Genomic DNA, 13,781 nt, shown 5'->3' with positions numbered 1-13,781 from the left:
GTAGGGGTCAGGGAAATGGTACGGCGCAGGTCGGAAAACACCAAGGCCCGGCCTCGCCCCCCGGAGGGTTTTTCTTGATTTGACGCAAGATTCGATGCAAAACCGCGTCGGACGCCGGGGATGCCGACTCATTTTAAGCGTATTCAGCTTGCCTTAAGCTGAACGCAGTGCTAAATTTTTAACCATTTTTGAGAATTATTCTCATTTTTACCCTCTCTCGACGAGACTTTGCCATGACGAACCGTTTTAGCGCCCTGCCCCTCGCCCGGCGTCTGTCCCTGCTGGTCGCCGCCCTGCCGTTGATGGCGGGCACCGCGCTGGCCGCCGAAGTCAATCTGTATACGACCCGCGAACCCAAGCTCGTCGAGCCGCTGCTGGCCGCCTTCACCCAGGATACCGGGGTCAAGGTCAACACGGTGTTCGTCAAGGATGGCTTGCTGGAGCGCGTGCGCGCCGAAGGCGCGCAATCTCCGGCCGATGTGCTGATGACGGTGGACATCGGCAATCTGCTGGATCTGGTGGACGGCGGGGTGACCCAGCCGGTGGATTCCGCCACGCTCAAGGCGGCCATCCCCGACAACCTGCGCGCTGCCGACGGCCAGTGGTTCGCCCTGTCGTTGCGCGACCGGGTCGCCTACGTCGCCAAGGATCTGGACCTTCAGACCTTCCATTACGAAGACCTGGCCGATCCGCGCTGGAAGGGCAAGGTCTGCATCCGCTCGGGACAGCATCCCTACAACACCGCGCTCATCGCCGCCATGATCGCCCATGACGGCGCAGAGGCCACGGAGCAATGGCTGCGCGGCGTCAAGGCCAATCTGGCCCGGCCCGCCGCCGGCGGCGACCGCGACGTGGCGCGCGACATCCTGGGCGGAATCTGCGACATCGGCATTGCCAACGCCTATTACGTCGGCCACATGAAAAACGCCGCCGAAGGCAGCGACGCCCGCCGCTGGGGCGATGCCATCCGCGTCATCCGCCCCACGTTCAAGAATGCGGCGGGCACCCACGTCAACATTTCCGGGGCTGCCGTGGCGCGCTACGCGCCGCACCGCGCCGAAGCCGTGCAACTGCTGGAATACCTGGTCTCGGACAAGGCGCAAAGCCTCTACGCCCAGGCCAACTACGAATATCCGGTCAAGGCGGGCGTGACGCTGGATCCGGTCGTCGCCAGTTTCGGGCCTCTGCAGGTCGATGCCCTGCCCCTGACTGAAATCGCCCGCCACCGCAAGCAGGCCAGCGAATTGGTCGACCGGACCGGTCTGAACCAGTAATCGGGACGCCATGACGGCACACCGCCACTCGCAGGCCTGGCCGTGGCATGCCGGAACGATCCTCGCAGCGCTGGGCGTGCTGGCGCCGATCCTGGCGCTGATGGGCCAGGCCGGCCAGGGTTCGGGCGCGCATTGGGGTCATCTGCTGCAATTCGTGCTGCCCGGCGCGCTGGTCCAGACCCTGGCCCTGCTCGGCGGGGTCGGCCTGCTGGCCGCCGCGCTGGGCGTGGGTGCGGCCTGGTTGGTCACGGCCTACGATTTCCCCGGCCGCAGAGTCCTGTCCTGGGCGCTGCTGCTGCCGCTGGCCGTGCCTACCTATATCGTGGCCTATGCCTACCTGGACATCCTGCACCCCATCGGTCCCGTCCAGGAGGCCGTCCGCGCCCTGCTGGGCTACTCCAGCCCGCGTGAATTCCGTTTGCCCGATCTGCGCAACCTGCCGGGCGCCATCGTGCTGTTGTCCTTCGTGCTGTATCCCTACGTCTACCTGACCACCCGCAGCATGTTCTCCAGCCAGGCGGCTCATTTGATGGAATCGGCCCGCCTGCTGGGCTACGGGCCCTGGAGCGCCTTCCGGCATGTGGCCCTGCCACTGGCGCGGCCCGCCATCGCCGTCGGCCTGTGCCTCGTGCTGCTGGAAACCTTGAACGACATCGGCGCTTCCGAATTCCTGGGCATCCAGACCCTGACTGTCGCCATCTACACGACCTGGGTGACGCGCTCCGACTTGGCCGGAGCCGCCCAGATCGCTCTGGTCGCCCTGGCGCTGGTCACTGTCCTGATCGCGGTCGAACGCCATGGCCGGCGGCGTCTTCGCTACACCGGAAACCGCCGCGCGGCGCCGATCCGCCCGCGCCGGCTCCAAGGCGCATCGGCTTGGCTGGCGACCCTGCTGGGCCTGGCGCCGGTCGTGATCGGCTTCATCGCGCCGGCCGCCTACTTGCTGGCGCTCACGCTCGAACGCCTGAGCGCGGGCCAGGGCCCCTCGCCCGCCCTGCTGCGTGCCGCCGGGCAAACCCTGACGGTATCGGCCCTGGCCACGGCGGCCGCGCTGGCCATCGGGCTGGTCGTCGCCTGGAGCCGCCGCATCATGCCCAAGGCGCGCGCCTGGCATCGCGCCCTGCCCAGGCTGGCCACATTGGGCTACGCCGTGCCCGGCACGGTACTGGCGATCGGCCTGCTGTTCCCCCTGATGGCGGCCGAGCGCGGCCTGGCGGCGCTGCGCACGGCCACCGGGCTGGATCCGGCGGGTCTCGTGCTGCTGGGCACCCCGGCCGCCCTGGCCCTGGCCTACGTGATCCGTTTCCTGGCCATTCCAGTCGGTACGCTGGAGGCCGGGCTGGAGCGAATCCCCCACTCCATGGACCAGGCGGCGCGCCTGCTGGGCGAGAATGTCCACGGCATGCTGCGGCGCGTGCACCTGCCCCTATTGCGGCCGGCACTGGCCGCCTCGGCGTTGCTGGTGTTCGTCGATGCCATGAAAGAGCTGCCCGCCACGCTGCTGCTGCGCCCCCTGAATTTCGACACCCTGGCAACCTGGCTGTACGCTGAAGCGGCGCGTGGCACTTACGAGGAAGGCGCCATCGCCGCCCTGGGGATCATCGCCGCCGGCCTGCTGCCTGTGATCCTGCTGGCCCGCCTGCTGGATCGGCCCGCCACCTGAGAGAACGACATGCTGGAACTGGACCGGATTTCCCTGAGCTACGCAACCGACGGCTGCCGGTGCGCCGTGCTGCGCGACCTGAGCCTGTCTTTGGAGGCCGGGCAGATCGCCTGCCTGCTGGGCGCTTCGGGCTGCGGCAAGACCAGCGTGCTGCGCGCCATTGCCGGTTTCGAGCCGCTGGACGGCGGCTCGATCCGCCTGGACGGGCGCCTGCTGTCGGGCGAAGGCGTGCGCATCGAACCCGAACACCGCCGCGTGGGCATGATGTTTCAGGACTACGCGCTCTTTCCCCATCTGGACGTCGCGGCCAACGTCGGGTTTGGCCTGCGTCGCCTGGACGCCGCCGAACGCAACCGGCGCGTGCGCGCCTTGCTGAACCTGGTAGGCCTCACGGGCCAGGAAGCGCGCCGGCCCCACGAACTGTCCGGCGGACAGCAGCAGCGGGTGGCGCTGGCTCGGGCGCTGGCCCCCGAACCAGAATTGCTGCTGCTCGACGAGCCTTTTTCCAATCTGGACGTGGACGCCCGTGAACGGCTTGCTTTCGAATTGCGCGACTTGCTGAAGGCGGCGGGGCGCACCGCCCTGGTCGTGACCCACAATCAGGCCGAAGCCTTCGCCGTGGCGGACCGGATCGGCATCCTGCGGGAAGGCCGGCTGGCCCAATGGGACACACCCTACGGCATGCACCACCACCCGGCCACGCCGGAAATCGCGGCCTTCATCCACCGTGAAGCCTTGATGGCCCGGCGCGCCCAGGCCAACTTGCGCGGCGCCCCCGACTCAGTCGCCGCCTGAAACGCCGGAAGGATCGGAAGGCGGCGGAGCCTCGCCTTCGGCCGGATCGTCCAGCCCCAGTTCCCGGCATTTGCGCGTCAGCGTATTGCGGCCGATGCCCAGGCGCAGCGCGGCTTCGCCGCGGCGGCCGCCCGCCTCGGCCAGACCGGCCTTCAACAGCGTCCGTTCGAAATCCCGCTGCAAGGCATCCATCACGCAGGGCTCACGGCGAGCCAGCCGGGCCCGCGCCTCAGCGCCCAGCGCGATGCGCCAGTCGGGCCGAAGGGCATGCGCCGGCGCCGCGGGCTGCTCGGGCGCCGGCGAGACCTCATGGTCGAGGCCGGGGCCGGCGGTGCTCACCTGCGCACCCGCGCCCAGAACTTCGGGCGGCAGATCCTCCAGGCCGACTTCCGCGCTGGGCGCCATCACCGTCAGCCATTGGCAGATGTTTTCCAGTTGGCGGATATTGCCGGGATAGTCGAAGCGGCGCAGCGCCTCCAGCGCCTGGGCATCGGGCCGGCGCGCCGGCACGCCGAGTTCCGCCGCGCTCCGGGCCAGGAAGTGCCGCGCCAGGGCCTCGATATCTTCGCGGCGTTCCCGCAATGGCGGCAGGCGCAGGCGGATGACGTTCAGGCGATGGAACAGATCGGCGCGAAAGAGGCCCGCCCGCACGCGCTCTTCGAGCGGCTGGTGGGTCGCCGCCACAATGCGCACGTCCGTCTGGACGGCTCGCGTACCGCCCACCCGGTAGAAGACCCCTTCGGCCAGCACCCGCAGCAAACGGGTCTGCAACTCGGCCGGCATATCGCCGATCTCGTCCAGGAACAGCGTGCCGCCGTCGGCTTCCTCGAAACGCCCCCGCCGCGACTGGACAGCCCCGGTGAAGGCGCCGCGTTCGTGGCCGAACAGCTCGGCCTCCAGCAGATCCCGCGGGATTGCAGCCGCGTTCACTGCCACGAAAGGGCCGGCGGCGCGACGGCTGTGCCGGTGCAGGGCCCGGGCGACCAGCTCCTTTCCGGTTCCGGACTCTCCGGTGATGAGCACGGTCGCTCCGGACTGAGACAGACGGCCGATGGCGCGGAACACATCCTGCATGGCCGGTGACTGCGAAGGCGCCATTTCCGCCTCGCCAAGCGCGGGCCTGGCATCGGCATGATCTTCGGGGGCGGCCGCGCGCCCAGCCCGGGAGGGCCCCGACTGAGCCGCACGGCCGATCAGTTCGACAGCGGCCTGGATGTCGAAAGGCTTGGCCAGGTAGTCGAAGGCGCCTTGCTCAAAAGCGGCCACGGTAGTGTCCAGATCGGTATAGGCCGTCATCATGATGACGGGCAGATCCGGCAGGATCGCCCGCGCCGCCGACAACACGGAAAGCCCGTCGGGGCCCGGCATGCGGATGTCGGACACCAGCACGGCCGGCGCACGGGGATCCGCGGCGCCTTCCAGGGCGTCGAGCGCTTCCTTCAGGGCGACCCCGTCGGCAAAGCTGCGCGCCGACCAGCCCGCTTTGTCCAGGGCTTTTTCCAGTACCCAGCGCATGCCGGGCTCATCGTCCAGGATCCAGATCGTCTTCATGCGGCATCCCAGGTCATGCGATCTCCAGCGGCAGCAACAGGCGGAATTCAGTCTTGCCGGGGACGGAATCGAACTCCAGCAGGCCGCCCTGGCGCTGCAGGCACTCCTGGGCCAGGCTCAGGCCCAGGCCCGTCCCCTGCGCCCGGCCGGTCACCAGAGGGTGAAACAGCTTGTCGCGCAGGGCCTCGGGCACGCCGGGTCCGTTGTCGGCGACCGCGATCCGCAGCCCCATGCGGTGCTGGCCTGCGGCCAGCAGGGGTTGGTGCAGGATGCGGGTGCTCAGCCGAAGCACCGGCGAAGCCCGGCCGGGCCCTTCGACGAGCGCCTGCGCGCCGTTGCGCGCCACATTGAGCAAAGCCTGCAGCAACTGATCGCGATCGGCGCGCATATCCGGCACTGAAGCGTCGTAATCGCGCTCCAGGCGGATTTGTTCGCCGAATTCGAGGTGGATCAGGGCCAGCACCCGTTCGCACAGTTCATGGACGTTGAAGATGCTGGGCGCCGCCGCGGGCTGGCTGGACGAAGCCAGGCGCGCCACCAGCCCGGCCAGCCGGTCGGCCTCGGCGACAATGACCCGGGTGTATTCGCGCAGATCGTCGCGCGCCAGTTCCATTTCCAGCAGTTGGGCGGCGGCCCGCAGGCCCGCCAGGGGGTTGCGCACTTCGTGCGCCAGATTGCGCAGGGTTTCGCGTTGCGCCTCTTCGCGGCCCCGGGCCTGCCGCAGTTCGTCCAGGTGGCCGCCTTGATGGACCGGGATTTCAATCAGCCACGCCCAGGGCGGATGGCCCCGCAGAGGCGTTTTCAAAACGCTGTCGAAGCCTTCCAGCCAAGGCTGCGCGGGCTGCCCCGCCAATTGCCGGCGGGACTGCCCCAGCAGTTCTTCCGCCGCGCTGTTGACGTGGCGGATGCGCAGGGATTCGTCCAGCAGCAGGACCGCCGTGCAAAGCAGGTCGAGGCCGGACGCGTCCACCGCATGCCTCTCTAGAGCGTGTAGTACAGGTCGAATTCAACCGGGTGCGGGGTCACGCGCAGCCGATCGAGTTCATTGGCCTTCAAGTCCAGATAGGCGTCCAGCAGGTCATTGCTGAAGACACCGCCTCGCGTCAGGAACTCGCGATCGCGGTCCAGCGCCTCCAATGCCTGTTCGAGCGACGAACACACCGTCGGGATCTTGGCATCCTCTTCCGGCGGCAGGTCGTACAGGTTCTTGTCGGCCGGATCGCCCGGATGAATCTTGTTCTGGACACCGTCCAGGCCCGCCATCATCAGGGCCGAGAAAGCCAGATACGGATTGGCCAGGGGGTCCGGGAAGCGCGATTCGACGCGGCGCGCCTTGGGATTGCTGACGTAGGGGATGCGGATCGAGGCCGAACGGTTGCGCGCGGAGTAGGCGAGCTTGACCGGAGCCTCGTAGTGCGGCACCAGGCGCTTGTAGGAATTCGTGCCCGGGTTGGTGATCGCATTCAGGGCGCGGGCATGGTGAATGATGCCGCCGATGTAGTACAGGGCGAATTCCGACAGGCCGCCATAGCCGTTGCCGGCGAACAGGTTCTGGCCATCCTTCCAGATGGACTGGTGCACGTGCATGCCCGAACCGTTGTCCCCCACCACGGGCTTAGGCATGAAAGTCGCCGTCTTGCCGTAGACGTGGGCCACGTTGCGGATCACGTACTTCATGATCTGGGTCCAGTCGGCGCGCTGCACCAAGGTGGAAAAGCGCGTGCCGATCTCCATCTGGCCGCAGTTGGCGACTTCGTGGTGATGGACCTCGACGGGCACGCCCATCTGCTCCATCAGCAGGCACATCTCCGAGCGCATGTCGGCAAAGGAATCGACCGGAGGTACGGGCACGTAGCCGCCCTTGACGGACGGCCGGTAGCCCAGATTGTTGCCGTTGGCCTCATTGGCGTTGGACCACACGCCCTCGTCGGACGAAATCTTGACGAAACTGCCGCTCATGTCCGCGTTCCAGCTCACGCCGTCGAACACGAAGAATTCCGGCTCCGGACCGAAATAAGCGGTATCGCCCAGGCCGCTGGATTTCAGATAGGCTTCCGCGCGCCGGGCCAGGGAGCGCGGATCGCGGTCGTAGCCCTTCAGGTCGGACGGCTCGACCACGTCGCAGGTCAGGATCAGCGTGGTTTCCTCGCGGAAAGGATCGAGACGGGCCGTGCCGGTGTCCGGAATCAGGATCATGTCGGAAGCCTCAATGCCCTTCCAGCCGGGCAGCGACGAGCCGTCGAAGGCCACGCCGGATTCCATCCGGTCCTCATCCACCAGACCGGCGGGGACGGTCAAGTGGTGTTCCCGACCCAGGGTGTCGGTAAAGCGGAAATCCACGAACGCGACTTCGCGTTCGGCGATCATCTGCACAACGTTTTCAGGGGTGGACATAAAAGCTCCTGTGCCCAATGCGCCGGGATGAGCCAGACAGCGCACTAGATGTCGTCAAAAGGGAAAGCCCGAGGCTTCGACAGATTCATAAGCAACGATCGTGCCAACTTTTCAGGCAATCCGCGAAAGCAAGCGCCCGCCAAACGGGTGCGGCTCTCGCCGTCATTGCGCATCAGCGCACCATTCGGGTGCACATTTTAGTGCAGACCCGGCACGAGACGCACCTTTTTAGTGCGTGCGACGAAATCAGGCCAGGAACTCCATTTGCAGTTCATTCAGGAACCGCCAACCCTGGGGCGTGGCACAGATCCTATCCAGGCCGGGTTCCAGCAGGCCGCGCTCGACCGCGCGGCGCATGGTCGGCAGAAGGGTCATCAGCGACAGGCCCGTCCGCTCGATGAACAACCCCCCTTCGACGCCTTCGCGCAAGCGCAGGGCATTGAGCATGAACTCGAAACCCAGATCGCCATGACTCAACTCGCGACGCTCGACCACATGCTTGCCGGCGCCTTCGGTCGCCAGCCGCATCCAGGCATCCGGCATGCGCGCGCGCGCCTGGCGCGTAATGCGATCCTGGAAGGAAATCTTGGAATGCGCCCCCGGGCCGATCCCCAGATAATCGCCGAAACGCCAGTAATTCAAGTTGTGCTGGCAGGCCTGATGGGACCGCGCGTAGGCAGAAACCTCATAGCGGTCGAAACCCGCCGCCTGGATCAGTTCGGCCACCCGGTCCTGCATGGCCGCACCCAGTTCGTCGTCCGGCACGCGGGGCGGGTATTTGGCAAAGACCGTATTGGGCTCCAGCGTCAGGTGATACAGCGACAAGTGGTCCGTCCCGAAGGCCAGCGCCTCGCGCACATCCTGCTCGCACTCGGGCAGGGTCTGCTCCGGCAGCGCGAACATCAAGTCCAGATTGACGCGCCCCACGGCGCGCTGGGCCATTTCAATCGCCGCCCGCGCCTGAGCGGCATCGTGGATGCGGCCCAGGCGGCGCAGCTTGTCGTCGTTGAAGCTCTGGACGCCCAGCGAGATCCTGTTCACCCCCGCCTGGGCGTAGCCCTGGAAGCGGCCGGCTTCGGCCGTGCCGGGGTTGGCCTCCAGCGTGATCTCCACATCGGGAGGCAGGTTCAGATAGGCCCGGAACAGGCCGATGATCCGGTCGATCGCTTCGGCCGACAGCAGGCTGGGCGTGCCGCCGCCGAAGAAGACCGTCGAGACCGGCCGCCCCCAGACATCCGGCACGGCCTGCTCCAGATCGGCCTCCAGCGCCCGCAGATACTCGGCCTCAGGCAGTTCCCCCGGGCGTTCATGCGAATTGAAATCACAATACGGGCACTTGTGCACGCACCAGGGCACATGCACGTACAGGGACAGCGGCGGCAGCGCCACCAGGCCGGGCTTGCCGCGCACGCCGGGACGGCCGTCGCCTTCGCGTTCAGGAGTGGGGACAGGCACCAGGCGTTTCATCGGGCGGCTCCGTTTGCCGCACGCTCGACCGGCGCCTGTTCGAGGTCGAACTCACTGCGCAGCGCCTGCAGCAGGCCGCGCAGCGCGCGGGCGCGATGGCTGAGGATGTTTTTCTGCTCCAGTGGCAATTCGGCGGCCGTCATGCCCAGGTCGGGCAGGTAAAAGTGCGGGTCGTAGCCGAAGCCGTTCACGCCGCGGGGCGCATCCAGGATCTCGCCGTCCCAGGATCCCTCGACCACGATCGGGCTCGGATCGTCGGCGCTGCGCACGTAGACCAGGACAGCGACGTAGCTGCCGCGCCGGTCAGCCTGGCCCGCCATCTCGGCGACCAGGCGGGCGTTGTTGGCCGCATCCGAGCGCGTGCCGTCAGACGCCTGCGCATAACGCGCCGAATGCACGCCAGGCGCGCCGCCCAGGGCATGCACGCACAAGCCGGAATCGTCGGCCAGCGCCGGCAGCCCCGTGGCGCGGCTGGCGTGACGCGCCTTGGCCAGGGCGTTTTCCACGAAAGTGCCGAAGGGTTCGTCGGCTTCGGAAACACCCAGCGCGCTTTGCGGCACCATGTCGATGCCGGCGGCCGCCAGGCTGGCGGAAAATTCCTTCAGCTTGCCTGGATTGCCCGAGGCCAGCACGACACGCTTCATGCCGCCTCCAGGGCTTGCGCCTGGGCGCGGACCAGGGCGCCGATGCCACCGGCGGCCAAATCCAGCAGGCTGTCGAGTTCGTCGCGGCGGAAGCTGCCGCCCTCGCCCGTGCCCTGGACTTCGACGAAATCCCCCGCGCCGGTCATGACCACATTCATGTCGGTCTCGCACGCGGCATCTTCCGGGTAATCCAGATCCAGGACCGGCCGGCCGTCCACAAGCCCGACCGAGACGGCCGCCACCTGGCCGCGCAGCGGATCGGCCGCCAGCAGGCCACCGGCCTTCAGGCCGCGCACGGCCAGTGCCGCCGCCACCCAGGCGCCGGTGATGCTGGCGCAACGCGTACCGCCATCCGCTTGCAGCACGTCGCAATCCAGGTGTAGCGTACGTTCGCCCAAGGCCTGGAGATCGAACACCGCGCGCAGGCTGCGGCCGATCAGGCGCTGGATTTCCTGCGTGCGGCCGCTCTGCTTGCCCCGGGCCGCTTCGCGATCGCCCCGGGTATGCGTGGCGCGCGGCAACATGCCGTATTCCGCCGTCACCCAGCCTTGGCCCCGGCCTTTCAGGAAAGGCGGCACCTTGTCGAGCACGCTGGCATTGCACAGCACACGGGTCTCGCCCATACAGGCGAGCACCGAACCTTCTGCGTGGCGCGTATAGCCGGTCAGCAGTTCGATGCGGCGCAGTTCATCCGGCCGGCGGCCGGACGCCCGCATCGGGGCGGAACCAAGGGAGGAAGGGAGCGTCATGGAGGATTTCCTGCGAGAGGGCCGGGCGAAGGAGCCGGACTACAATAACGTCCCATTGTAGATAAACGCCGACGAGACCGCCCCATGATCCGCAGCATGACCGCCTTTGGCTCCGCCCGACTGGATTCTGACGCCGGATCGGTCAGCATCGAAATCCGCAGCGTCAACAACCGCTTTCTGGACCTGAGCCTGCGGATTCCGGAAGACCTGCGTTTCGCGGAATCCCGCCTGCGCGAACTGATCGGCCGCCAGGCCCTGCGCGGCAAGGTCGAACTCAAGCTGAGCTACGCCGCGCTCGACCGCGAGGCTCTGCGCCCCTTCGATGCCGCCGCCGTGCAGGCGCTGGCGGAGCAACTGCAATGGGCTCGCCGGTTCATCCCCGACCTGCCCGCCCCCACGCTGGCCGAACTACCGCGCGAAGGCGCGGCGCGCAGCGGCCTGGAGGCCGACGTCTGGCTGCCCTTGTGCGAGCGGGCCTGTGCGCAGGCCCTGGAAGAATTCAGTGCCGCACGCCAGCGCGAAGGCGCCCGGCTGGCGGACGCGATGCGGGCCCTGGCCGATGCAATCGACCTGATCGTGGCGCGCGTGGACACCGAGTTGCCGGCATTGGTGCAACAGCACCAGGAACGGATCGCCCAGCGTTTGCGCGAAGCCCTGGAGGCCGCCAGCCCGGAAGGCTTCGCCGCCATCAACGGAGCCGAACTCACCGCCCGCATCGCCCAGGAAGCCAGCCTGTTCGGTTTGCGCGTGGACGTGGCCGAAGAACTCACCCGCCTGCGCTCGCACCTGCAGGAACTGCGCGAGATCCTGGCCGGCGAGCACGCCTCCTCGGCGCGCGGCGGCAGCGGCAAACGCCTGGATTTCCTGTTCCAGGAAATGAACCGCGAGGCCAATACGCTGGGATCCAAAGCCGCCGCCCTGTCCATCACCCAGGCCGCCATCGACCTGAAGCTGCTGATCGAGCAAATGCGGGAGCAGGCGCAGAATATCGAGTGACATGATGCGTCTATCAAACTAAAGAGGAGTCCCCGTGTCCGATACCGTTTTTATTCAACGCGTCGTGCTTCGCAACTACAAGAGCATCGGAAACTGTGATGTTCGCCTCCTGCCGCTGACATTTCTCGTTGGTCAAAATGGGGCGGGAAAAAGCAATTTTCTGGACGCACTGCACTTTGTCCGGGACGCACTCGCAGGCTCGCTGGACAGCGCCATCAATGAACGAGGCGGCCTGAACGAAGTGCGACGACGCTCCAGCGGCCATCCGACCCATTTCGGCATCCGGCTAGAATTCCGCTTGAGGGATGGCAGATCTGGATGGTATGCCTTTGACATCGGAGCGATGGCCAGTGGCGGCTATGAAGTTCAACACGAGGAATGCGTCATCACAGGAATTGGGAAAGGTCCATTCTTCCGAATCAACAAGGGCCAGTTGCGCGATAGCAGTGAAACCACCTTCCCCTCCATCACAGCAGATCGGCTTGCATTAGTCGCCGCATCTGGATTCACCGCATTCAGGCCGGTGTTCGATGCATTGACAGCCATGGGTTTCTACAATCTGAATCCGGCACTGATGCGTGAGTTGCAGAAACCGCAAGACGGCAGGCTGCTCAAACCTGTCGGTGAAAATATCGCCAGCGTGATCGGGCACCTGGAACGTGTTGCCCCCGAACGGATGGAGATCATCAAAGGATATCTACAATCCGTCGTCCCCATGGTGCACGGCATGGAACGCAAAGCCATCGGCCCCATGGAAACGCTCGAATTTCGCCAAGAAATGGCGGGCGCCAGGCACCCATGGAAGTTTCTGGCTCAAAATATGTCGGACGGCACTTTGCGTGCATTAGGCGTGATGACGGCATTGCTTCAAAGCAACGTCGATTATTCACCGACGCTCATCGGGATCGAAGAGCCTGAAACAGCGCTGCACCCTGCAGCCAGCGCTGCCCTGCGCGAAATTCTGGTTCATGCATCCAATGACACACAAGTCCTAGTCACCAGTCATAGCCCGGATCTACTGGACGATCTCGATATCGACGCCGATTCGATCTTATCCGTCATCTCAGAGGGAGGAGAAACAAAAATTGCGCCTCTGGATGAAGCCTCCCGGCAAGTATTGCGCGAGCACCTATTTTCCGCCGGCGAACTACTGCGCAAGAACCAACTAGCGCCGGACCGTACCATGATCGAACAACAGGACGCAGCCCAACCTGATCTCTTTGGCGAGTCCGTGTCATGATCAAAATTGCATCGATCGTGGAAGGAGACGGTGAGGTAGCCGCTTTACCGATCCTGCTCCGAAGGCTCGCCTCCGAGCGCGCACCTTATGCAGCGGTCAACCCCTTACCTCCAATCCGAGTTAGGCGCGATCAGTTTCTTCGCAAGGATCAGGAGTTCCGCCGACAACTCCTTTTAGCCGCAGCCAAGAGCAGCGACGACGGGTGGATCTTGATCTTACTGGATGCCGACGACGACTGCCCCGCAACCCGAGGGCGGGAGATCTACGAGCGCGCCCAGCAGCATATCCCACACCGACGTCTTTCCGTTGTACTGGCTAACCGCGAATTTGAAGCCTGGTTCATCGCCGCCGCACATTCCTTGCAGGGCGTCCGGGGGTTTTCTTATCCAACCAACGAGTTGATTCAAGCCGAGATTCCGCGTAACGCCAAAGGTTGGATGCGAGAACGCATGCAGCGTAAAAAATACAGCGAAATCCTGGATCAACCCGCATTCACGGCCCGAATCGATTTGCAGCAAGCCTTCGACAACAGCCGCTCATTTAGGAAGCTATGCAAAGAATGGGATGCACATGTTTCGACGCGGACATGAACCGTTGATCCCCAAGACGTTCGACCCAGTATTTCCTTGCATATTTTTCTGCCGTGAGTACTGAACTATTCACAAGCTCCTCTATCATGGGGAAAGTCCCCGTTCTGCCGCCGACTTGATGCAAGTTAAGGCATTGAAACAAGAAAATGGATTTATCTGGTCCAGACATTTCCTGCCTTGCTGACGGCGTCTGCATCTCCACCCCGGCATCCCTCTGCAAGGATGAAATTCAACTAATTGAAAAACAACATGAAAATCCTGTTGCTCGGATGCCTACACTGAATCTGATCCACTGGAGCCCCATCCCGCATCGCAGCAAAGAAAACCAACGTTTGTTGTTTTATCAGTAATTACGCATCAGCCATATCCCTCATCCGGCGTAATGACATCGGGATCTCCGCCCCTCTCCGCTCCTAGA

General features: G+C 65.3%; 13 protein-coding genes. 7 read left to right on the top strand and 6 right to left on the bottom strand.

All coding sequences use genetic code 11. The features are described 5' to 3' along the window. Positions 1-233 precede the first annotated feature (233 nt). From ABRZ00_RS11910 to ABRZ00_RS11900, 3 genes are read left to right on the top strand one after another with little or no spacing between them, the layout of a single operon-like run. Complete coding sequence (locus tag ABRZ00_RS11910) at positions 234-1,274, top strand: Fe(3+) ABC transporter substrate-binding protein (protein WP_368641898.1); 1,041 nt, start codon at positions 234-236, stop codon at positions 1,272-1,274. Between the two features lie 10 nt (positions 1,275-1,284). Beyond that, entirely contained in the window at positions 1,285-2,937 is a 1,653-nt protein-coding gene (locus ABRZ00_RS11905; RefSeq protein WP_368641899.1) for an ABC transporter permease, read from the top strand. Positions 2,938-2,946: 9 nt separating this feature from the next. After that, positions 2,947-3,732, top strand: coding sequence for an ABC transporter ATP-binding protein (locus ABRZ00_RS11900; RefSeq protein ID WP_368641900.1), 786 nt, complete (start codon positions 2,947-2,949; stop codon positions 3,730-3,732). On the opposite strand, the gene ntrC is transcribed toward ABRZ00_RS11900, so the two are convergent. From ntrC to rph, 6 genes are all read right to left on the bottom strand, one after another. Continuing rightward, positions 3,718-5,283, bottom strand: coding sequence for a nitrogen regulation protein NR(I) (gene ntrC, locus ABRZ00_RS11895; protein WP_368644295.1), 1,566 nt, complete (start codon positions 5,281-5,283; stop codon positions 3,718-3,720). The two genes, ABRZ00_RS11900 and ntrC, sit on opposite strands and share 15 nt — an antisense overlap. 13 nt (positions 5,284-5,296) lie before the next feature. Continuing rightward, positions 5,297-6,253 carry a nitrogen regulation protein NR(II) gene (locus ABRZ00_RS11890; RefSeq protein WP_368644294.1) on the bottom strand — a complete coding sequence of 319 codons (957 nt, stop codon included), beginning with the start codon at positions 6,251-6,253 and terminating at the stop codon, positions 5,297-5,299. 11 nt (positions 6,254-6,264) lie between these two features. Further along, positions 6,265-7,677, bottom strand: coding sequence for a type I glutamate--ammonia ligase (gene glnA, locus ABRZ00_RS11885; RefSeq protein WP_368641903.1), 1,413 nt, complete (start codon positions 7,675-7,677; stop codon positions 6,265-6,267). A gap of 246 nt (positions 7,678-7,923) precedes the next feature. Continuing rightward, the gene (hemW, locus tag ABRZ00_RS11880; protein ID WP_368642842.1) at positions 7,924-9,135 is read right to left on the bottom strand and encodes a radical SAM family heme chaperone HemW; all 1,212 of its coding nucleotides are present in this window, start codon (positions 9,133-9,135) and stop codon (positions 7,924-7,926) included. A gap of 5 nt (positions 9,136-9,140) precedes the next feature. Beyond that, a complete protein-coding gene (gene rdgB, locus ABRZ00_RS11875) occupies positions 9,141-9,788 on the bottom strand; it encodes an RdgB/HAM1 family non-canonical purine NTP pyrophosphatase (protein WP_368641904.1) in 648 nt (215 codons plus the stop codon). Continuing rightward, positions 9,785-10,504 carry a ribonuclease PH gene (gene rph / locus ABRZ00_RS11870; protein WP_368642843.1) on the bottom strand — a complete coding sequence of 240 codons (720 nt, stop codon included), beginning with the start codon at positions 10,502-10,504 and terminating at the stop codon, positions 9,785-9,787. The genes rdgB and rph overlap by 4 nt, the downstream gene beginning before the upstream one ends. 117 nt (positions 10,505-10,621) lie before the next feature. Between rph and ABRZ00_RS11865 the strand changes: the two genes are divergently transcribed. The 4 genes from ABRZ00_RS11865 (at position 10,622) to ABRZ00_RS11850 (ending at position 13,713) form a co-directional block, all read left to right on the top strand. After that, positions 10,622-11,533 (top strand): YicC/YloC family endoribonuclease, encoded by a 912-nt coding sequence (locus ABRZ00_RS11865; RefSeq protein ID WP_368644292.1) that lies wholly within the window; start codon positions 10,622-10,624, stop codon positions 11,531-11,533. Positions 11,534-11,567: 34 nt separating this feature from the next. Continuing rightward, the gene (locus ABRZ00_RS11860; protein ID WP_368641906.1) at positions 11,568-12,773 is read left to right on the top strand and encodes an AAA family ATPase; all 1,206 of its coding nucleotides are present in this window, start codon (positions 11,568-11,570) and stop codon (positions 12,771-12,773) included. Continuing rightward, positions 12,770-13,363: a DUF4276 family protein gene (locus ABRZ00_RS11855; protein WP_368641907.1), complete on the top strand. Its 594-nt coding sequence runs from the start codon at positions 12,770-12,772 to the stop codon at positions 13,361-13,363. Before ABRZ00_RS11860 ends, ABRZ00_RS11855 begins: the two co-directional genes overlap by 4 nt. A 146-nt stretch (positions 13,364-13,509) precedes the next feature. After that, positions 13,510-13,713, top strand: a complete 204-nt coding sequence (locus ABRZ00_RS11850) for a hypothetical protein (protein ID WP_368641908.1) — start codon at positions 13,510-13,512, stop codon at positions 13,711-13,713. The last annotated feature ends 68 nt before the right edge of the window (positions 13,714-13,781 follow it).

The organism is Castellaniella ginsengisoli, assembly GCF_040955415.1.
Taxonomy (GTDB): Bacteria; Pseudomonadota; Gammaproteobacteria; order Burkholderiales; family Burkholderiaceae_B; genus Castellaniella; species Castellaniella ginsengisoli.
The sequence above is the reverse complement of the archived record's forward strand: the minus strand, read 5'-3'. Positions and strand labels throughout refer to the sequence as shown.